This is a genomic window from Streptomyces sp. NPDC057900 (assembly GCF_042887885.1).
Lineage (GTDB): Bacteria > Actinomycetota > Actinomycetes > Streptomycetales > Streptomycetaceae > Streptomyces.
Window position 1 is genome coordinate 1,230,750 of the sequence record NZ_JBHVOI010000001.1, and the last position, 20,382, is coordinate 1,251,131.

The 20,382-nt window shown below is 73.0% G+C and carries 12 protein-coding genes and 1 riboswitch; of the genes, 5 read left to right on the forward strand and 7 right to left on the reverse strand.

All coding sequences use genetic code 11. The features are described 5' to 3' along the window. Positions 1–9: 9 nt before the first annotated feature. Together ACFVQ0_RS05045 and ACFVQ0_RS05050 are read left to right on the forward strand one after the other, a co-directional pair. Positions 10–2,802 carry a M4 family metallopeptidase gene (locus ACFVQ0_RS05045; RefSeq protein WP_390084637.1) on the forward strand — a complete coding sequence of 931 codons (2,793 nt, stop codon included), beginning with the start codon at positions 10–12 and terminating at the stop codon, positions 2,800–2,802. 178 nt (positions 2,803–2,980) lie between these two features. Beyond that, on the forward strand, positions 2,981–4,876 hold the full coding sequence (locus tag ACFVQ0_RS05050) for an alkyl/aryl-sulfatase (RefSeq protein WP_390084639.1): 1,896 nt from the start codon (positions 2,981–2,983) through the stop codon (positions 4,874–4,876). A gap of 42 nt (positions 4,877–4,918) precedes the next feature. Here ACFVQ0_RS05050 and ACFVQ0_RS05055 read toward each other — a convergent pair whose 3' ends face one another. The 5 genes from ACFVQ0_RS05055 to ACFVQ0_RS05075 all read right to left on the reverse strand — a co-directional run bounded on the left by ACFVQ0_RS05055 (position 4,919) and on the right by ACFVQ0_RS05075 (position 10,635). Beyond that, complete coding sequence (locus tag ACFVQ0_RS05055) at positions 4,919–5,611, reverse strand: L,D-transpeptidase (protein WP_390084641.1); 693 nt, start codon at positions 5,609–5,611, stop codon at positions 4,919–4,921. A gap of 99 nt (positions 5,612–5,710) precedes the next feature. Further along, on the reverse strand, positions 5,711–7,552 hold the full coding sequence (locus ACFVQ0_RS05060; protein ID WP_390084643.1) for a choice-of-anchor A family protein: 1,842 nt from the start codon (positions 7,550–7,552) through the stop codon (positions 5,711–5,713). Between the two features lie 144 nt (positions 7,553–7,696). Then, positions 7,697–8,728 carry an ABC transporter substrate-binding protein gene (locus ACFVQ0_RS05065; RefSeq protein ID WP_390084645.1) on the reverse strand — a complete coding sequence of 344 codons (1,032 nt, stop codon included), beginning with the start codon at positions 8,726–8,728 and terminating at the stop codon, positions 7,697–7,699. A gap of 15 nt (positions 8,729–8,743) precedes the next feature. Next, complete coding sequence (locus ACFVQ0_RS05070; RefSeq protein ID WP_390084647.1) at positions 8,744–9,526, reverse strand: ABC transporter ATP-binding protein; 783 nt, start codon at positions 9,524–9,526, stop codon at positions 8,744–8,746. Beyond that, a complete protein-coding gene (locus tag ACFVQ0_RS05075; RefSeq protein ID WP_390084649.1) occupies positions 9,526–10,635 on the reverse strand; it encodes a FecCD family ABC transporter permease in 1,110 nt (369 codons plus the stop codon). Before ACFVQ0_RS05075 ends, ACFVQ0_RS05070 begins: the two co-directional genes overlap by 1 nt. A 101-nt stretch (positions 10,636–10,736) precedes the next feature. Next, positions 10,737–10,883, reverse strand: a riboswitch (cobalamin riboswitch). Positions 10,884–11,095: 212 nt separating this feature from the next. On the opposite strand from ACFVQ0_RS05075, the gene ACFVQ0_RS05080 reads away from it, so the two are divergent. From ACFVQ0_RS05080 to ACFVQ0_RS05090, 3 genes are all read left to right on the forward strand, one after another. Continuing rightward, positions 11,096–12,577, forward strand: coding sequence for an alpha/beta hydrolase (locus ACFVQ0_RS05080; RefSeq protein ID WP_390084651.1), 1,482 nt, complete (start codon positions 11,096–11,098; stop codon positions 12,575–12,577). 88 nt (positions 12,578–12,665) lie between these two features. After that, positions 12,666–13,982 (forward strand): MFS transporter, encoded by a 1,317-nt coding sequence (locus ACFVQ0_RS05085; RefSeq protein WP_390084653.1) that lies wholly within the window; start codon positions 12,666–12,668, stop codon positions 13,980–13,982. Between the two features lie 57 nt (positions 13,983–14,039). Then, complete coding sequence (locus ACFVQ0_RS05090) at positions 14,040–14,636, forward strand: TetR/AcrR family transcriptional regulator (RefSeq protein ID WP_390084655.1); 597 nt, start codon at positions 14,040–14,042, stop codon at positions 14,634–14,636. A gap of 46 nt (positions 14,637–14,682) precedes the next feature. Here ACFVQ0_RS05090 and ACFVQ0_RS05095 read toward each other — a convergent pair whose 3' ends face one another. Together ACFVQ0_RS05095 and ACFVQ0_RS05100 are read right to left on the reverse strand one after the other, a co-directional pair. After that, complete coding sequence (locus ACFVQ0_RS05095) at positions 14,683–16,638, reverse strand: hypothetical protein (RefSeq protein WP_390084657.1); 1,956 nt, start codon at positions 16,636–16,638, stop codon at positions 14,683–14,685. Beyond that, positions 16,635–20,381 carry a DUF5682 family protein gene (locus tag ACFVQ0_RS05100; RefSeq protein ID WP_390084659.1) on the reverse strand — a complete coding sequence of 1,249 codons (3,747 nt, stop codon included), beginning with the start codon at positions 20,379–20,381 and terminating at the stop codon, positions 16,635–16,637. Before ACFVQ0_RS05100 ends, ACFVQ0_RS05095 begins: the two co-directional genes overlap by 4 nt. Position 20,382: the final 1 nt, after the last annotated feature.

Consider the following 20,382-nt stretch of genomic DNA (forward strand, 5'->3'; position numbering starts at 1 on the left):
TCCGGCAGCATGCTCGTCGGTCAGGGCATAGCCGCGGTGCTGGCCACCGCGGGCCTGCTGGTGACGGCGATACCGGCCGCCCACGCGGACACCGCCACCGCGTCCACCGCGTCCGAGGTGACGCCGGGCGCGGAGACCGAGACTCCGTCGCTCGTCACCGGGCTGAACGAGCAGGTGGCCGCCACCGGCACCGCCGCCGACGCCGCCCGCGGTCACCTCAAGGCCAGGAAGGGCCGCTACCACATCGCGGACACCTCGGCGAAGGACCTGGTCTCGGCCGGAACCACGACCGACAAGGGCGGCAAGGAGACGGTCCGCCTCCAGCAGAAGTACAAGGGCGTCGAAGTGCTGGGCGGCCAGTACCTGGTCCGGATGACCAAGAAGGACGGCAAGCGCACCGTCACCGGTACGTCCGGCAACTACTTCACCGAGCTGAAGCTCGCCACGGTGACGCCGAAGGTCTCCGAGAAGACCGCGGTCGAGCGTGCGATCGCCGCCGTCTCCTCGCAGTTGGGCGGCGGGCTGCTGAAGGCTCCGGCCAAGGGCGAGCGGCTCACCGGCACCGCCTCCGGCGTCACCGTCCTCCCGCAGGGCACAGGCGTACTGACCCGGCAGATCACGGTCACCGGCGTCAGCCCGGTCGACGGCCGGCCGGTGAAGCAGCAGGTGTACATCGACGCGCACTCCGGCTTCCCGGTCATGCAGTACAGCGACATCAAGACGTTCGGCGCGACGGACGCCGCCCCGGCCGCCTCCGGCCCGACGGGCACGGCCCCGGAGGTGTCCACCGACGCCGCCGACCAGCTCGTCGTCAAGGGCAGCGGCACTCGCTACAACGGCGAGAAGGTCGAACTGAACCTGTACAAGAACACCAAGGGCGAGCTCCAGACGATCGACTACGGTCGCCGGGCCGCCGACTCCCCGTACAGCGGCCCCATGCTGGTGACCTACGACGCCCGCGGCCGGGAGGTCGCGGGCGCGTCCGGTAACTGGCCGACCGGCATCGCGCCGTTCAGCCCGGCTACGCCCGAGCTCGGCGCGGAGTACACCGACTCCGGTGCGGTGGACGCCCACTGGGCGGCCGGCAAGGTCTACGACTACTACAAGAGCCACTTCGGCCGGAACGGCCTCGACGGCAAGGACGGCTACATCTACTCCCTGGTCGGAGTGGTGCAGAACGGCCAGCCGTACAACAACGCCTTCTGGGACGGCACCAAGATGGTGTACGGCAAGGGCGGCGGTGACTTCCGCACGTTCTCCGCGGACACCGACGTCGTCGGCCACGAGATGACGCACGGCGTCGTCGAGCACACCGCGAACCTCGTCTACGCGGGCCAGTCCGGGGCCATGAACGAGGCGCTCGCCGACTACTTCGGCAACGCCATCGACCTGGAGGCCAACGGCCAGTCGATGGACGACCCGGATGCCGGTCTCCTCGGTGAGGACCTCTGCACCACGCTCAGCCCGCGCGAATGCGCCCTGCGCGACCTCAACGACGGTGCCACCACGTCGAAGAACTTCATCGGCGCCACCTACGGTGGTGACAACGGCGGGGTGCACCTCAACTCCACGATCTTCTCCGGCGCGCTGTGGGACATGCGCCAGGACCTCGGCAGCGACCTCGCGGACAAGATCGTCTACCGTGCGCTGTCCGCGTACATGACCCCCCTCGACGGCTTCACCGAGGGCCGCGCCGCGGTCGTCGCCGCCGCGCAGGAACTGGGCGTCACCAAGGCCCAGCTGAAGACCGTGAAGACGTCGTTCGACGCGCACGGCATCGTCCCGGGCTGGGAGAAGGCCCTCGGTATCGACACCGACACGATCCTCTCCAAGGTCAACATCTACAACACCGGCGTCGGCGCCGGCGGCGGGAAGTACGCCGTCTCCCGCTCGAACGAGGACGGCAGCGAGCCGTACTCGGTGTGGCTGGGCAACACCACCGGCAAGGGCCAGCCGCAGCTGATGAGCGCCAACAACGGCGACTACAACGTCTACGCGAACACCGACGGAAAGACGGTGGTCTGGGCCGACTACGGCAGCTCCGGCATCAAGATCATGGCGCGCCCCGTCAAGGGCGGCCCCGCCAAGGTGATCGACGGATTCGGCAGCGACATCTCCGGCCTCGTCGTGGACGGTGACTACGTCGCGTACACCGCGTTCAACCCGCAGTTCGGGGTCACGAACGTCCGCTACGTCAACATGAAGACCGGCGAGGTCGGTCTGGTCGACGACGGCCGTCCGGCCAACATCTCCGGCCTGCCCTCCATCAGGGACGGCAAGATCGCCTACGCCAAGGTGGCCCCCGACGCCAACGGCGCGTACAAGGTCGGTGTCGAGGTCTTCGACGGCGCGACCGGCGCCAGGACCGAGATGCCCACCCCCGCCGACACCATGGGCATCGGCCAGACCGCGATCACCGACGACGGCGTCTTCTGGATCGAGGACGACGACGCCACCGACGACGGCAAGGCCGCGGTGCGCCGTGCGGACCTCGACGGCTCGGACCCGGTCACCGTCACCCCGGAGGCGGGCGCGGACTCCCTCTACGCCTACACGCTGACGGCCTCGGACGACGCGGTCAGCATCACCTCCACCCCGCCGGCCACCTGGTGGGCCAACGACACGATGGCGAAGCTGTACCAGGTCGCACCCGACGGCAAGGGCGGCGCGCAGCGCGTGTCCTGCAACCGTGGTGAGCAGGCGTTCGGCACAGCCGACGAGGGGCAGCGCGTGCTGTGGCTGGACGGTACGACCGGCTACACCAACCTCGTGAAGCGGGACCGCCCGGCGGGCCGGTGCTGATCGGGGACTGACACCGAGGACAGAGGCGGCCGGGCTTTGGGGAGCCCGGCCGCCTCTCCACGTATTCCCGTGCGTAAGCCGTTCGGAGTAGCTCTGCTGGCAGCGCACCGGCTCCGGGGCAACGCTGGCGGGCAGGGCAGCCGACGGGGTGCCTCAGTCCGCCGCGAGGGAGCGCTCCATGTCCGGGAATCTGCAGTCCAAGCCTGCCCAGCCCTCGATCAGCCGGGCCAACGAGGATGTACTGCGCCGGTTCCCGTTCGATGACACCCAGGACATGGACGACGCCCGGCGCGGGTTCATGGGCACGGCACAGAGCAGCGAGATCGCCGGGGCCGACGGAACGGCCGTCTGGGATCTCGATGCCTATGGGTTCCTGACCCAGGACTGCCCGCCCACCGCCAATCCGAGTCTGTGGCGGCAGAGCCGGCTGGTCTCCGAACACGGACTGTTCGAGGTCGTCGAGGGCGTCTACCAGATCCGCGGATTCGATCTGTCGAACATGACGGTGGTCGAGGGCGAGCGCGGCGTCCTGGTGATCGACCCGCTGATCTCCTCCGAGACCGCCGCCGCGGCCCTCGCGCTCTACCGCAGCCGCCGCGGCGACCGCCCGGTCACCGCGGTGCTGTACACGCACAGCCATGTCGACCACTTCGGTGGCGTGAAGGGCGTGATCACCGAGGAGGAGGTGGCCGGGGGCGTGCCGGTGATCGCACCGGAGGGCTTCCTGGAGCACGCGGTCAGCGAGAACGTGTACGCGGGCACCGCGATGGCGCGCCGCGCCGCCTACATGTACGGCGCCGCCCTGCCCAACGGCCCGCAGGGACAGATCGGCGCGGGCCTGGGGCAGACGACCTCGACGGGATCGGTCGGCCTGATCCCGCCGACGCTCGACATCACCCGGACCGGGCAGACGGAGACCGTCGACGGCATCCGGATGGTCTTCCAGCTCACCCCCGGCACCGAGGCACCGTCCGAGCTGAACATCCACTTCCCCGACCACGCGGCGCTGTGCCTCGCGGAGAACGCGACCCACAACCTGCACAACCTGCTGACCCTGCGGGGCGCGGAGGTCCGTGACCCCCGGGTCTGGGCCCAGTACCTGACCGAGGCGATCACCCTCTTCGGGGACTCCACCGACGTCGCCTTCGCCTCCCACCACTGGCCGGTCTGGGGACGGGAGAAGGTGCGGCGCTTCCTCTCCGAGCAGCGCGACCTGTACGCCTACCTGCACGACCAGACGCTGCGGATGCTCAACCAGGGGATGACGCCGCTGGAGATCGCCGAGACCATCGAGATGCCTCCGGCGCTGGAGAAGGCGTGGCACACCCACGGCTACTACGGTTCCGTCAGCCACAACACCAAGGCCATCTACCAGCGGTACATGGGCTGGTTCGACGGAAACCCCGCCCACCTGTGGGAACACCCGCCCGTAGAGGCGTCGAAGCGGTACGTGGACTTCATGGGCGGCGCCGACGAGGTGGTGCGCCGGGCACGTGAGGCCTTCGAGGCGGGCGACTTCCGCTGGGTGGCGCAGGTCGTGAACCATGTCGTCTTCGCGGACCCGACCCACGCGGAGGCCCTCGCTCTCCAGGCGGACGCGCTGGAGCAGCTCGGGTACGGCAGTGAGAACGGCACCTGGCGCAACTTCTACCTGACGGGCGCGCTGGAACTGCGCCGGGGGCCCGTGGGAACGCCCACCGTCACCTCGTCCCCGGACTTCCTCCGGGTCCTCTCGCTGGACCAGCTCTTCGACGCGCTGTCCATCCGGGTCGACGGCCCCCGCAGCTGGGACGTGGACATCACCGTGCGCTGGAACGTGGCGGGCGGGGAGCCCGTGACGCTGCGGCTGCACAACGGTGTGCTCACCCACGTGACCGGCACCGGCCCGGCGGCCCACGCACCGGACGTCGAGGTCGCTCTGGACGAGGACGCTCTCCGGGCGGTCCTGCTGGGCACCCTCCCCCCGTCGGAACTCGCGGGACGGGCCACCATCACCGGTGACGCGGCGAAGATCACCGAACTCCTCGGCCACCTCGGTGCCCCGGACCCGGACTTCACGATCGTCACTCCCTGATCGCCATGGCCGCGTACCCCAGGAGGACTGCCGCGGGCCTCCTCATCCGGCGGTGCCGGGTTTGACGCCCCATACGTAGACGCGGTCGTCGATGGCGAGGAGGTCCCACAGCTTCGCGGCGTCGTCCACGGTCAGGTTGACGCAGCCCGCCGAGCCGCCGCCGTCGTAGAGGTCGCCGGGGTGACCGTGGAGCGCCTGTCCGCCGTCGAAGAACTGGGCGTACGGCATGGGGGCGTTGTCGTAGATGGTCGAGACGTGATCGCGGTCGCGCCAGTAGACGGAGTGCCAACCGGGGCGGGTCTCCTGCGAGTCGCGGCCTGTACGGATGGGCACCGGTCCGAAGACGACCTTCTTGCCCGTCTGCACCCAGAGCAGTTGGCGGTCCATGTCGACGCAGGTGACGCGGGAGGACTCGACCGGGCAGTGGCCCGCCGCGTTCGGGTCGGGTGCGGCTTCGACGACGAGCACGGTGCGGTACGTGGCGAGGTCGGCGAAGCCGTCGGCCCGCGGCCGGTCGTGCTCGGCCTGGAAGGACCGGATGGCCCGGCAGTCGGCCGCGGACTGCCGGCCGTCCACCGGCCGGCCCAGGTGTTTCTCCAGCTGCCGCTGGTAGGGCCCGGCCGGCGCCGTGCACGCGGTGTCGTTCGCGGGGGCGGCCGTCGAAGGGGCCGCGGTGCACAGCAGTGCCGTGGCCGCTGTGGCGACCACGGCACCGATGAGGCTGTTGGGGCGCACTGCGGGACCTCCTGGGCGGATCGGGAACCGAAGTCCTGCCCAGCCAAGCAGCGCGCCCGCCCGGCCGCCCATCGGAGAGCGGCCGGGTGGGTGATCACGTCAGGCGCGCGCACCCTGGTGTCCACGCTGCTTGCAGTCCTTGCCCTCGCAGGGCTCGCCGCGCTCGTTGGCGAGCTCGACGGTGACTCCCTGCGAGCTGTTGGCCTCCGTCACCTCGTACGGTCCGGAGACTGGGTCGGCCGGCAGGACGTAGCCCTCCGGAACAGCGGTCTCGCGCAGGTAGTACTCACCGAGCGGGAGATCGTCGAAGGCGCACTCCCCCGCCGCGTCGGTCGAGCAACCGGCGTCGGCGAGCGTGTCGGGGTCCGTTCCCGTCGTCTGCAGTCCGGGCACGTCGTTGGTCTCGCGCCACAGCTCGAAGACGGCACCGGCCAGCGGCTGCCCGTTCTTCGCGTCGGTCTTCTCCACGGTGATCGAGCCCGTGCCCGGCGGTACCGGCTCCGCTGTGTTGGCGGCTTCGGTCTGGACGCCCGTGTCCGCGTCGGCCTCGGTGAGGGTGAGCGGTCCGAACACGGCCGGGTCCGGGAGTTCGTAGCCGTCGGGTGCCCCGGTCTCGCGCCAGTAGTACGTGCCCACCGTGGTCGTCTCCGCGCAGACTCCCGATGCCGGGGTCGTACACGTCGTCACCAGGGTGTCCGGGTCCGTGCCCGAGGTCTGGAGGCCGTCGACCCCGTTGGTCTCCCTCCAGAGCTCGAAGTCCGCACCCGCCAGCGGGGCACCGGAATCCGCGTCCGTCTTCAGTACCCGCACCTCGCCCGTCACCGGGGGCGGCCCGTCGCAGTCCGGGAGATCGCCGTTGAACGGGTAGGCGTGGAACTCCTGGCCGCCGCCCCCGGTCGGGGAGCTCGTGTGGGTCACGGAGCCGGTGGTGAAGAACCTGCCGTTGACCCCGGCGAGGCTCACCGTGGTCATCGAGGACTGCTCACCCATCAGGAAACTGCCCTGGAACTGACCGGTCCCCGCCAGGTCCACATCGGTGGCGTCGGGGAAGTTCCACAGGAGGCGCTCGCGGTAGGCGTTCAGCGGGTCGATGGCGTCGTCGATGCCACCGCTGTAGGTGTTGATCGTGCGGTTCGCCCCGATGACGTTGACCAGGATCGTCGCGTCGTCGGGGATCCCGGCGAAGACGATTCCCTGCTGGCCGCCGCCGGCCGCCGTCAGGTCGAAGTCGACGTTGAAGACCTGGAGGGCGGAGGTACCGTCGCCCGTGAACAGCGTCTGGGTGCCCTGGTTGACCGCCGTGCCCGTCGGAGTCCTGAGCGCGCCGCCGGGGCGCGCGTAGCACCGGCTGGCCTCGGTGAGCTGATCGCGCAGGCCCGTGTACGGCGCCGCCGCGTCCGGGTCGTGGACGAGCGTGCCGTCGACGTTGCCGGTCTCGGTGCCGGCGTACCGCACGGTGCCCAGCTCGCCCGCGACACCGCCCGTCGTGTCGAGGGTCTGGCCGCCGGCGATCGTCACGTCTCCGCCGGTGGTCAGGAAGTCGGAGCCGGTGGGCGGCGGAACCCGCGATCCGGCCCCCACGATGCCGAGGTTGTACGAACCGCCCGCCGCCGGGTCCTTGTCCTGGTCGAAGTCGTCGAGCACGACCACCCGGCCCTCGGCCTCCGCGGCCGCTCCCCGTACCAGGAAGTCGTCGCCCACGTAGATGTTGATCGCGTTGTCCCGGCCGGCGAAGTCCCCGTTGTTGATGCCGGGGAACGGGTCGGGGCAGTCGCCCGGTACGCACGGGCCGAGGCCGCCGGGCAGGGGCGCGGCGGCGGCCGGCGCCGCGCCGATCCCGAGAGCGCATGCCGGGACGACGGCCGCCAGCACGGCGCAGGCCGCGCCGGTGGTCCGGGCGCGTGAGCGCAGCGCGGCGAGGCGCTTGGTCATAGGTCTCATGCGGGCATCCTGGGCAGCGGCGGTGCACCGGGCGGGAGACGACACGTGCCGTTGCCCCATCCAGTGGCCGACCCCACCCGGACGGACCGCCACCGGCACCGCCGGCCCCTGGTGCCGGGGCCGGCGGGCGGGCTCAGCCACAGGTCAGCGGCGGGCTCTGCGCAGATCCGCCGCGAGCGAGGTGATGGCCGCGGGGTTGCGCGGGCTCTCGACGAGGTCCACGTAGTCGAGGACGACGATCCGGTCGTTCTTGATCGCCGACACATTGGCCAGCGGCGGATAGGACTTCAGGAACTTCCGCTTCTGCTCCGCGCTGGTGTCCCCGTAGTTGTTGATGACGATCACCTCTGGGTCCCGCTCGACGACGGTTTCCCATCCCACCGTCGTCCAGGTGTCCTTGAGATCCTTCATGACGTGGTCGCCGCCGGCCCTGGTGATGATGTCGTGCGGTCCGGCGTAGGCGCCCGAGGTCAGCGGCTTGTCCCGGCCGTCGTCGTAGAGGAACACCCTCGGCCGGTCGGCGCCCTTGAGGGCGGTCGCCTGGGCCTGGGCGACCTCCTTGCGGAACCGTGCGATCAGGGATTCGGCACGCTTCTCGACGTCGAAGATCTTCCCCAGGTTCCGGAGGTCGGTGTAGAGCGCGTCGAGCGGCGGCATCACCCCTCGCGCCTTCCCCTGCCCGTTGCGGCAGGACTCGCTCAACAGGTAGGAGTCGATGCCCACCTTCTTCAGGGCTGCCGGGGTGAATCCGTCCCCCTCGTTGAAGCCGTAGTTCCAGCCGGCGAAGACCAGGTCGGCGCGGGCGTCGAGGACGAGTTCCTTGTTGATCGTCTTCTTGGACAGCCAGGTGGTCCTCTGGTAACCGTCCTTCCAGGGGACGGATGTCAGATCGCCCTTGTCGTCGGGCATCACATAGCCCGCCATGTGGTCTTCGAGGTCCAGGGCGAACATGATCTCGGTGATGCCGACGTCGTTGGTGACCACGCGCCGCGGGGCCTTGTCGTAGGTCTTCTTCTCACCGCAGTTCTCGACGGTCACCGGGTAGTGGCCCCCGGCCGCGGGTGCGCTCCTGTCGTCGTTCCCGTCCTGCGGGGTGATCTCGGCGCCGCAGCCGCTGAGGGCCAGGACGGCGGTGAGGGCGAGGCCGAGTGCGGCGGGACGTATCGGGCTGGGCATGGTGGCAGTGCTTCCTTAGGAGGGGACGACGGGGAGGAGGCGGTCGAAGATCAGCTGTACGGCGCCGGTCTCCGGGTGCGGTACTCGATGCGCGCGGACGCCGAAGACCTCGGCCAGCAGCTCCGGGGTGAGTACGTCGTGCGGGGCGCCGGAGGCGACGATCCGGCCTCGGTCGATGACATGGAGGACGTCGCAGTGGAGTGCGGCGAGATTGAGGTCGTGCAGCGCCGTGAGCACGGTCAGCCCGCTGGCCCGGACCAGGGCCAGCACCTCCAGCTGCTGGGCGATGTCCAGGTGGTTGGTGGGTTCGTCGAGCACCAGCGCCCGTGGCTGCTGCGCCATGGCGCGGGCGATCAGGACGCGCTGCTTCTCGCCTCCGGACAGGGTCAGGAAGCCCCGGTCGGCCAGGTGTCCGGCCCCGACCTCCGCCAGCGCCGCGTCACATGTGCGTCGGTCTTCCTCCGACACGCGCGCCGTCGGTCCCTGGTGCGGCATCCTTCCCATCGCGACGATCTCCGCGACGGTGAAGTCGAACTCGTGACTCGACTCCTGGGGAAGTGCGGCCAGTCGGCGGGCGGCCTCCCGCGGGCTCAGGGCGTGCAGGTCCTCGCCGCCGATCCGGACGGTTCCGGCGGAGGGGTTCAGCGCCCGGTAGACGCAGCGCAACAGCGTTGACTTCCCGCTGCCGTTGGGGCCCACCAGGCCGACGAGCCGAGCGTCACCCGCTCGCAGCGTGACGTCCTCCACCAGCCGCGCACCGGCGATCTCGACCGTCAGCGCGTCGATATCGATCCGCATCACGCACCTCCGAAGGTGTAGGTGCGGCGGCGCATGAGCAGGATGAAGCACGGCACGCCGATCATCGCGGTCAGCACGCCGAGCGGCAGTTCGGCCGGGGCGAGCAGTACCCGCGAGAGGATGTCCACCCAGATCAGCAGGACGGCGCCCGCGAGCGGTGCGACGGCCAGCAGACGTCGGTGATCCGCGCCGACCAGCATGCGGGCGGCGTGCGGGACCATCAGCCCTACGAAGCCGATCGCGCCGCTGACCGCGACCAGCGCCCCGGTGACGGCGGCGGAGACCAGGAACAGCTCCTTGCGCAGCCTCCCGGCGTCCACTCCGAGGGCGGCGGCGGTCTCGTCACCCATCGCCAGCGCGTTGAGCCGGCGCGCCGACCACCAGAGGTGGGCGAGGCCGCCGAGCGTGGCGCCCGCGGCGATCGGTACGGAGGACCAGGTGGCGCCCCCGAGGCTGCCCAGCATCCACATCATCGCGGAGCGGGCGGCCTCGCCCCGCTCCGCGGCGAACACCATGAACGTCGTGATGGCCGAGAAGCCGTAGTACATGGCCGTGCCCGTCAGGACCAGGCGCAGCGGGGTCAGTCCGCGAGCGGTCCGGGCGACCGCGTAGACGAGCATCATCGCGAGGAGCGCGGCGAGGAAGGCCGCGGTGGACAGCGCCCAGACGCCGAAGGCGCCGAAGACCCCGAAGATGAGGACGGCGTTCGCGCCGACGGCCGCGCCGGAGGAGATGCCGAGGACGAACGGGTCGGCGAGGGCGTTGCGGACCATGGCCTGCACCGCGACGCCGATCGCGGACAGGCCGGCTCCGACGACCGCCGCGAGCACGGCTCGTGGAAAGCGCAGCTCCCACACGATGGTGTACCCGGCGACTTCGCCGGGAGCGATCCGCTGTCCCGTCAGGCCGGCCCACAGGTAGCGCGACACCTCTGCCCAGGAGATCCCGGAGGCCCCGATTCCGGCGCCGCAGACCAGGGAGAGCGGCAGCAGGACACAGAGCGTGATCACCAGCAGGGGCAGGGGTACGCGTCGGGGAGGGGCGGGCCCGCCACCGGCGCGCGCCGCGCGCGAGGGCGGGGCAGGTATGCGTTCGAGGGGAGTGACCACGGTCGGATCGCTTTCACCTCAGGCCGTGCACCTGCACGATCGAAGGAGCGGCCCGGACGCGAGGCGCCCTTTGCAGCACCTCTCGCAGTCCACGGCGAATTGACAGGAGCCTTCACCGCCGCGGGTAATCGGGCTCGCGGAGCCATCAGGAGGGCTCCGCCTACCGTTGCGGGTCAGCGCCGGAATTCGACCGGACTTCCCCCGCGGGGCGTGAGCAGCTTACGGGTACGGCACGGCGTGCTCCTTTTCGCCCCTCAGCCCCGAGCGCCCCGGAGCACCTCTCGGGCACCTTTCGGGCACCCCCCGAGTACCCCCGAGTGGCCCCTGAACGGCCCCTGAACCGACCCGGAGAAGCCCCCGAGAGGGCCACCGCACGGGCGACGGAGCACCTAGCGTGACGGCGGACGCCCGGCCGGGGCCCGCACACCTGACGCAACCGCTCTCTTCGCAAGGAGGCTCCATGCCGTTCAGGGACAGATCCGCATTACGGCTCCTCGCCGCACGCGGCACGGCCGCGGCCGTGGCGGCCGCCACGGCCGCCGTCACCGGTCTCGCCGCCGCTCCCCCGGTCCACGCTTCGCCGGCTGCGCACGGGGCCCTGCGGTGGGCACCGTGCGACGACCCGGCGAAACCGGGAGCCGAGTGCGCCACGCTCTCCGTACCGGTCGACTGGGACCACCCGGACGGGCCGGGCATCGACCTGGCCGTGGCCCGCCGCAAGGCCACCGAGCCCGGGGCGCGCGTCGGCTCGATGGTGTTCGGCCCCGGCGGCCCGGGCGACTCGGGCGTGCGGATGGTGGTGGGCAATATCGGCCGGTTCAGCCCCGAGGTCCGCCGCAGGTTCGACATCGTCAGCTTCGACCCGCGCGGTGTGGGCGGCAGCGACCCGGTGACCTGCTCCGCCGGCCTGCTGGCCGAGCGGCCGTCACCGGAGCTGAGGAGCCGGGCGGACTTCGACGCCACCCTGGCGTACAACAGACGGCTCCGCGCCGACTGCCGGGCCCGTAGCGGCCCGGTGTTCGACCACCTCGACACCGGGCAGACGGTCCGGGACCTGGACGCCCTGCGGGCGGCGCTCGGCGAGCGGAAGCTGACCTTCCACGGCAGCTCGTACGGCACGCTGCTCGGCGCCCAGTACGCCGAGACCTATCCGCGACGCGTGCGCGCGATGGTGCTGGAGAGCGTGATGGACCACAGCGTCGCGGCCACCCGTGAATTCCTTCGCTCGGAGGCGGCCGCGGCGCAGGACTCGTTCCAGGAGTTCGTGAAGTGGTGCGGGGGCGCGGCGGACTGCGCGCTGTACGGCCGTGACGTCCGCGCCGTCTGGCAGGACCTGCTGGCCCGCGCCGCGCGCGGCGAGCTGGCGAACCCGGACAGGCCGGGGACCGCCCTGTCCTCCTCCGACCTGGTCAACAAGTACGCGTTCCGGAAGTTCTACGACGCCGACTACGCGGGCCTGGCCACGCTGATCGCGGGGATGGAGGCGAGCACGCCGCTGCCCGCGTCGCCCACCGGGACGGCGCCACTGCCGCCGGCCACCCCGGTCTTCTGCTCGGACTGGCGGCTGCCGGTGCGCGACTACCGGGAGTACCGCTCACTCGTCACCACGATGGACAGGGCCGCGCCGGACCTGCCCTACCTGCTGCCGATCCACATGGCGGCGGCGTGTCTGGGCGCGCCGACCGCCAACCCGCAGCACCGCCTGGACGCACCCGGCGCCCCGCCGGTCCTGCTGTCCAACGCCCTGCACGACCCCGCCACCGGCTACCCGTGGGCGGTGTCCGTGGCCCGGCAGCTGGGCCGCGGCAGCGTGCTCCTCACCTACGAGGGCCAGGGGCACGGCAGCGTCACCAGCGGCCCCTGCATGGAGGACGCGGTGGACAGGTACCTCACCGGCCTGACGGTCCCTGCACGGGGCACCAGCTGCCCCGCCGTACCGTGACGCGTTTGACCTGAGTAGACCTGTCTGTCTAATCTGTTTCGAGAAACTAGACAGACAGGTCTACCCAACGCTCTGGACGGGAATGGTCATGACGAATCCCTCGGTCGTCCCGATGTCCAAACCGGCCCGCACCCCGGACGCGGCGCCCGCCGGACCCGGATCCGCCGGCATACCCGCCGCCATATCCGCGCGGGGCCGGCGGCTGCCGTCGAACGTGGCGCTGTACGTACTCGCCTCGATCACCATCTCGTTCCTGGCCGCCTCCAGCGCACCCACCCCGCTCTACGCCGTCTACCAGGCGGAATGGGGCTTCGACCCGATCACCACCACCGTGGTCTTCGGCGTCTACGCGGTGGCCGTGCTGCTCGGGCTGCTCACCATGGGCAAGCTCTCCGACCATGTCGGCAGGCGGCCCGTACTGCTGGCCGCACTGACGGCGCAGGCCGCCTCGATGATCGTGTTCGCCACCGCCGACGGGGTGCCGGCGCTGATGGTCGGCCGGATCGTGCAGGGTCTGTCGACCGGCGCGGCGCTCGGCGCGATCGGGGCGGGAATGATGGACATCGACCGGCCGCGCGGCACGATCACCAACGCGGTCGCACCGGGTATCGGCACGGCGTCCGGCGCGCTGGTCTCCGGTCTCGTCGTCCAGTTCCTGCCCGCCCCCACACACCTGGTCTACCTCGGGCTGCTGGCGGTCTTCGTCCTCCAGGCCGTCGCCGTGGCCCTGATGGCGGAGACGGTGACCCGCAAGCCGGGGGCGCTGGCGAGCCTGGCGCCGGAGATCAAGCTGCCGCGTGCCGTACGCCGCCCGATGCTCGTGGCCGCGCCGGTGCTGTTCGCCGTCTGGGCGCTGGCCGGACTGTACGGATCGCTCGGCCCGTCCCTGGCACGCCGGCTGACCGGTTCCGGGTCCGAGGTCCTCGGCGGGCTGAGCCTGTTCGTGCTCGCCGGGGTGGCCGCCGTCTCCGTGACGGTCCTGCGCAAGGCGGCGACCCGGACGGTGATGCTCACCGGCATCCTCGCGCTGATCGCCGGGGTGGCCCTCACCCTCGCCTCGATCCGCGGCTCCTCCCCCACCGGCTTCTTCGTCGGCACCGCCCTCGCGGGCGTCGGCTTCGGCAGCGGGTTCCAGGGCGGCATCCGTACGGTCATGCCACTGACCAGGCCGCACGAGAGTTCCGGGGTGCTGTCCCTGCTCTTCGTCGTCTCCTACCTGGGGATGGGGGTGCCCACCGTGATCGCCGGGTTCCTCGTCGTCCACGCGGGCGGACTCGCCGCCACCGCACAGGAGTACGGCGTCGCCGTGATCGTCCTCGCGGCGTTCGCGCTGCTCGGGCTGGTGCGCGGCGGCCGGGACGGGGCAGCTGTCCTGCCGTGCGAGCGGGTCGGCGGCAGCGCCTGAGGGGTGACCTCGGGCGGGGGCATAATGTAGACAGATCTGTCTGAAGGAGTGACCGTCATGGCGAGTGTCCGGAGCACCGCGAGGCCGTCGGCGCGAGAGCGCCTCCTCGCCGCCGCCGACGAGCTTTTCTACGCCGAGGGCGTGCAGAGCGTCGGAATCGACCGGGTCATCGAGCACGCGGGCGTGGCCAAGGCGTCGCTGTACAACACCTTCGGCGGCAAGGAGCAGCTCGTCCGCGCCTACCTCGACACCCGGCACACGGCCACCGCCGACCGGATCACCCGGGCCGTCGCGGAGTACGACACGCCCCGCGAGCAGATGCTGGCGGTCTTCGATTCCCAGGGGCGGCAGTTCGACCGGCCCGACTTCCACGGCTGCGCGTTCATCCGCGCCGGTGCCGAGGCCAGCCCCGGCGGGCTCGTCGAGGAAGCGGCGGAAAACTTCCGTGGCTGGATGCGCGGTCTCTTCACCCGCCTCGCCACCGAGGCGGGCGCCGCCGACCCCGGTGCCCTGGGCCACCAGCTCCAGATCCTCTACGACGGCGCCGGCATCTCCGCCCTGATGGACCACCACCGCTCCGACGTGGCCGCGGCCACCCGCGCCGCGGCCACCGCCCTGATCGCGGCGGCCACGGGCGCACCCGCAGAGGCGTGAACGCCGCCCGTCACACCCGCGGACCCGGCCGCGGGCACGACGACGATCAGGCGGCCGGCCGCTGGTCCTCCCAGGCTGCCGCGCACAGGGACTCGGCCACGGCAGCCGTGTAACGGGCGGCCGCGAGCCAGTACAGGGCGAAGCCGTCCGTGTCGGCAGGCAGGAGACGGCCGAAGTGGTCCCGGTCGCGTCGGGCCGCAGAAGCGCACAGGGCGGTCAGCAGCCCGGCGGCCGTGTGGAGGCCCGCCCGGCTGATACGGCGGGTCTCGGCGGTGACGTCACCGAGCATGCCGAGGGCGGCCCGGCCCGCCGGAACCGTCTGTTCGACCCGGCGCTCCAGGAGGTACAGGGGCGAGTGCGGGCCGGCCTCGCCGGGCTGGTGCGGGGCGAGGTGGACGGGGGCGGCCGGGTCCGGGAGGTCGGCACGGCGCAGGCGGTCCAGGCCGAGGTCGATCGTGCCCTCGCCGGTGGGGTGCGAGCAGGCGAGGAGGGTGAGCCGGGGGTGGAGGGCGGGCACCAGGCGGCCGACGATCCTCAGTCGGGTGCCCGGCGCCGCGGCCAGCAGCATCAGGTTGTCGCGGTGGGCCAGCGCGGGATCGTCGTCGGCGGCGGTGAGCCGTACGTGAATGCCGCCTTCGCACCGCGCGAGCAGGCAGGTGCCGCCGGACTCCCTCACGGCGCCGAGGAGTTCGACGTCCAGGAAGAGCAGGTCGCTGCCACCGCTGTCCGGGTCCGCGTAGCGGGAGGTGGACCGCAGGGCGCGGGCGGCCTGTTCGGACGGCGGTGTCTCCCACAGCGCGGCGAGCGGTGGCTCCGTCCACGCCGCGCCCCGGGCGGTCACGGCCTTGACGCCCTTCCCTGCGCCCAGTCTGCCGTCCGGTGAGACCGTGGCCCCCGAGACCGCCAGTCCTGCCCGGCCCAGCTCCCGGTGGGTGAGCGCGCTGTCCCCCAGGCGTACCGCCCGGTCGGCCACGCCGAGGGCGCGCCCGACGCCGCCGGGTGCCACGTCTCCGACCGTGCAGAGACGGCCTTCGGGCCCGGCGACCCAGGTACGGACACCGCCGTGGCCCGAGTCCGTGACCACGGGTTCGGTGAACAGTCCGTACAGGCGCAGCGCACCGTCCGGGCTGTACGGGCGGCGCGCCCGGCCCCTGACTGCTGCCAGCTCCGCACCGGACGCCGCCCCCACCCGGTGTGCGGTGCCCAGGAGTTCGGCCAGGGCGGTGACGAGCTCCGCCGTGCGGTAGGACGGGTCCCCGGCGCGGGCCGCGCGCAGCAGCGTGACGACGGAGAGCGCGGCGCCCGCGACGCGCGGCAGTTGCCGGAGCCTGGCGGTGTGCGCGGCGCGGAGAAGGGCCGCCTGGGTGACGGCACCGGCCCCGTCGACCCCGGCCTCCAGCACGGCGGCCCCCGCCGCCCACAGGGCATCGGCCGCGGCCCGCTGGGCGGGGCTCGCCACCTCGGGCGGGGCGGCGAGGTCCGTGGGCACGGGGGCCGGGGTGGGACTGTGGTCCGTTACAGGGGCGGGGTTCGTTACGGGGGCGGGGTTCGTTACGGGGGCGGGGTTCGTTACGGGGGCGGGGTTCGTTACGGGGGCGGGGTTCGTTACGGGGGCGGGGCCCGTCAAGGAGGCCGGATCCGTTGCGGGGGCGGGCTCCGGGGCGGCCTGGATCGACCGGTCGACGTTCTCCGGCACCGGGTCCGCCACCGGGTCCGCCACGGGGGCGGCGCAGGCGGCGGCCGCGCGGTGGACGCATGCCGGGGCGAGGAGACAGCCGCAGGTGATGGCGTCGGGCGTGGCCACCACGCCGCCCGGAGCACGCAGGCGCAACGCGGTCTCGTCGTCGACCTCGATCGTCACCGTGTCCCCGTCGCGGTGTGCCGGGCGGGCGCCGAGTTTGGTGATCGCGGCGTCCAGCCGCTTGCGGAGCCGGGGCGAGAGGTCCTCCACCAGCGTGGCCGTGACCTCCGGCGCGACAGGTGGCAGCTGAGCGGCGGTCATGCGGTCTTCTCCCCTATCCAGCGGGCCAGTTCGAGTGGGCTGAGGGCCGCCACGGGCATCCCGGCGGCCACGAGCTGACCGGCGACGCCCGTCGAGTAGCGGGGCCGGCCCGCGTCGTCGAGGCTGGCGCACCCGAGGACGTGGCAGCCGGTGTTCACCAGGGCCCGCACCTCGGCGAGCAGCCCGCCGAGCGGCGCGCCCTCCTCGAAGTCGCTGATCACGACGACCAGGGTGCGGCTGGGCACTTCGATCAGGCCGCGGGCGTGCCGCAGGCCGGCGGCGATGTGTGTGCCGCCGCCCACGCTCACCTCCAGCAGGAGGGAGAGGGGATCGCGCACATGGCCGGTGAGGTCGACGACCTCCGTGGAGAAGGCCAGGAAATGGGTGCTCAGGGTCGGCACCCCGGCGAGTACGGAGGCGGTCAGCGCGGACCAGATCGTGGACGCCTCCATGGATCCGGAGACGTCGGTGACCAGGATCAGGCGCCAGTCGGCCGACCGGCGTGCGCGGCTGCGGAACACCGGCTTCTCCGGGATCACCCGGACCGTTCCTTCGGCCGTCCGGCGGGCGGTGGCCAGGTTGGCGCGCAGCGTACGCGGCAGGTCCAGCCGGCCGCCGGGGCGGCGGGTGGGCCGGGCCGTCATCGCGCCGGTGAGGGCGGGGCGCAGCCGGGTGGCGAGCTGCCGGGTCAGTTCGTCGACCAGGCGGCGGACCAGGGGCCGGAGCGCCGCGAGGCGGGCCTCCGGCAGGCCGCCGGCGTACCGCAGGATCGTCCTGAGCAGTTCCACCGAGGGAGTGGCGGCCGCCGGGTCGAGCTCGGCGAGGACGTCCGGCCGGCCGGTCCCGGCCGCGGCTGCGAGGACCTCTTCGCGGATACCGGGGCCGAACAGCGCGGCCAGTTCCTCCGACCACTCGCGGACACCGGGGTACGAGGGTTCCCGGCCGCCGCCCGAGCCGCCACCGGGGCCGGGCACGCCGCCCCGCGATCCCTCCCCGTGTCCCGCGCCGTAGAGCTCGTCCAGGGCGGTCGCCAGCCGGGCGGCACCGGACGGCAGCCGGTCCGGGCGCCGCCCGAGCACGAGTCGCCACCGGTCGGCGGGCGCGAGGGTCCGCGCGGTGGCGGCCTCGGTCGCGGGGGCTGTCCCGGTGGTGGGGCAGGTAGCGGCGGGGCTGCCGGCGGACAGCGGTGGGATGCGGTCGTCGTGCGCGGGTGGCGGGACGGGCAGGCCGAGGCCGGTCAGGAGCTCGCGGGCCGCGAGGTCGGCGGCCGTCCGGCGGGCCAGCTCCGCCGGATCGTCCGCGCCGAGGTCGTCCACCCGTTCGCCCAGCCGCTCCTCGACGGTGTCCAGCAGCCGGTCCCGGGCGGCCGGGCTCAGGGTGTCGAAGCCACCGCGCAGGGCCGGCAGCCGGGCCAGGAACGCGGTGTCGTCCAGCTCGACGACCCGGTGCAGCATCGGGTCCAGGGCGCCGACGCCGACGGTCAGGAGGGGGCCCGCCACCGTCAGGACGCCGGTGAGGCGGGCGGTGAGCGCGGCCCGGGAGGCGCTGTCCACGGCTCCGTCCACCCAGGAGGCGACGCGTCCCCCGAAGCTCGCGGCCTCTTCGTGGCCCGTGAGCACCCTGACCGCCCCGGCGGCCGCGGCGATCAACGGCGTCCCGTCGGCGGCCAGCCGGGCGAGGGCGTCGGTGAGCCGGATGCCGCCCACCCGGTCGGCCCGCTGGGACAGTTCGAGCAGCGCCCGCGCGTCCCCGGGCTCCTCGGAACCGGTCAGTCCGTCGACCTGGCGGACCGCGGCGGAGGTCAGGAGTTCGGCCGCGTGCGCGGTGCGAGCGGCGCGGGCGTTGGCGTCCGGGTCCGGGTGATCGTCGGAGGGGGCCGGTCCCGGGAGATGTCCGGCGTGGATACGGTCCAGCAGGTCGAGCCCGCCCAGGAGTTCGGGAAGGGTGCCGCTCGCGGGGAGGACTGACGCCAGCTCCGTCAGCCGTTCTTCCGCCAGGGCGGGGAGCCCGCACTCGGCGGCGTCCGTCAGGCCCCGGACGACCTGGGCGGCCGTCGGACCGTCCGCCGCGCACTCCGCCGCGTGCCGCTGCCGCAGCACGCCCTCCGCCGCCTGGACCGGGGTGACGCCGCGGGCCCCGGCCGCGGTGAGCATCGCGGCGGTCGCCGGGGTCCACCGCACCTGCCAGCGCGTCGTGAGCCCTTCGGTGCCCGCCGCGCCGGTCACCCGCTGCTCCTGCGCGTAGGGGATGCCGCACACCGTCAGCCTGCGCAGCAGCAGTTCGCGGCGCCGGTCCAGGGTGGAGCGCGCCGGGTCGAGACGGAGGTCGCGCGGTGTCTTCTCGTGCGCGTCCCGCGGACCGGGGAGGGAGAGCGCCTCTGTCGCGGCCTCGACCGAGGGGCCCAGCCCGCTGCGCGGGGCGGCGGGCGCGGGGCGTCCGGTGCGGGTTCCGACGAGTACGCGTTCGAGGGCCAGGGCGACCGCGCGGCCCGTGCCGTAGGTCTCGCCGCGCCCCAGCACCGTCTGCGCGGCTTCCAGGAGTTCGCCTCGGCCGGGGGCGGGCAGGTCGCGCAGCCGGGCCAGGTCGCCGGCGACCCGGACGATCTCCCGGCCGTCCGCCGGGCCGTAGGGGTGGCCCTGTTCGCGCAGGGCGGCGCAGATACGGACCGCGGTGCGGATCAGCGCCTCGTGCAGCGCGGCCGGGTCCCCGGCGGCGTCCAGCACGGTGTGCTGCCACTCCGGGTCCCGGATGCCGGCCGGGTAGCCGGACCGCGAGTCGAGCAGCGGATACGTGTACGGGATCAGGGAGACCGTGCAGGCGTCCGGTACGGGGTCTGCGGTGGTATCGGCGGGCCCGGTGGTCTCGGCCGCCAGCGCGGCACCGGTGGCACCGACAGTCCCACTGACCCCGGTGGCCCCCGCGGCCCCGCCGGCGGACGGCAGCAGCGCCGGGGTGTGGAAGGCTCCCACCACCACGGCGGGCCGTTGTCCGCCCGCCAGGGCCTGTGCGATGTGGCCGCGCATACACGCCTCGCGCACCAGGTCCGTGCCCCGCACCCCGCCTCCCGCCTCGGCCTCGTGGCGCAGGGCCCAGCCGGTGAGCAGGGCGGCACGGCGGAGTGCCTCGGGTGTCGAGCCGGGCGCGAGGGTCTCCACCAGCCGGTCCCACAGGTCGTCGCCGTCCCGGCCGGTGAGCCGGGACCGGAGCGCGTCGGACAGTCCGCGCCCGTCCCCCGGCGCGGGCGCGGAGTCGGCGCCCGGGACCGGGGCGGGCGCGGGGGTGTCCGGACCGGCCCCCGCCCACGCCCGGTCGGCCAACGGCAGATCGCAGGCAACCGCCGGGACCCCGTTCCTCGCCGCCCAGCGCAGCGCGGCCAGTTCGGGCGAGAAGTCCGCGAACGGGTAGAAGGCGGGCCCCCGTTCGTCCGACGGACCGGCTCCGGGCCGGTCGGCGGGCACGGCGGCCAGCGCCACCGGGGCCTCGGTCTCCTCATGGGCGAGCCAGCCCAGCCAGGGCTGGAACTCGGCGGGCAGTTCGACGAGGAGGACGTCCGGGGCCGCCGCGTCCAGCAGGGCCGGGAGGGCGGCCGCCAGCGAGGGCGCGTGATGGCGCACCCCGATCAGGAACGGCGCCCCGGGCCCGGCCGCCGCGAGGGCCGCCACCGCGGCCTCCGGGGTGGCGGGCGCGGCCGCCGTGTCCGAGGCCGGGAGGACGGCCGTCTCGGGGATGGTCGACTCATTCATC

Bases quoted from the DNA above. Each gene is read 5' to 3' on its own strand.
- ACFVQ0_RS05045 (WP_390084637.1), top strand. From the start codon at position 10: ATGCTCGTCGGTCAGGGCATAGCCGCGGTGCTGGCCACCGCGGGCCTG.
- ACFVQ0_RS05050 (WP_390084639.1), top strand. From the start codon at position 2,981: ATGTCCGGGAATCTGCAGTCCAAGCCTGCCCAGCCCTCGATCAGCCGG.
- ACFVQ0_RS05060 (WP_390084643.1), bottom strand. From the start codon at position 7,552: ATGAGACCTATGACCAAGCGCCTCGCCGCGCTGCGCTCACGCGCCCGG.
- ACFVQ0_RS05065 (WP_390084645.1), bottom strand. From the start codon at position 8,728: ATGCCCAGCCCGATACGTCCCGCCGCACTCGGCCTCGCCCTCACCGCC.
- ACFVQ0_RS05070 (WP_390084647.1), bottom strand. From the start codon at position 9,526: ATGCGGATCGATATCGACGCGCTGACGGTCGAGATCGCCGGTGCGCGG.
- ACFVQ0_RS05080 (WP_390084651.1), top strand. From the start codon at position 11,096: ATGCCGTTCAGGGACAGATCCGCATTACGGCTCCTCGCCGCACGCGGC.
- ACFVQ0_RS05085 (WP_390084653.1), top strand. From the start codon at position 12,666: ATGACGAATCCCTCGGTCGTCCCGATGTCCAAACCGGCCCGCACCCCG.
- ACFVQ0_RS05090 (WP_390084655.1), top strand. From the start codon at position 14,040: ATGGCGAGTGTCCGGAGCACCGCGAGGCCGTCGGCGCGAGAGCGCCTC.
- ACFVQ0_RS05095 (WP_390084657.1), bottom strand. From the start codon at position 16,638: ATGACCGCCGCTCAGCTGCCACCTGTCGCGCCGGAGGTCACGGCCACG.
- ACFVQ0_RS05100 (WP_390084659.1), bottom strand. From the start codon at position 20,381: ATGAATGAGTCGACCATCCCCGAGACGGCCGTCCTCCCGGCCTCGGAC.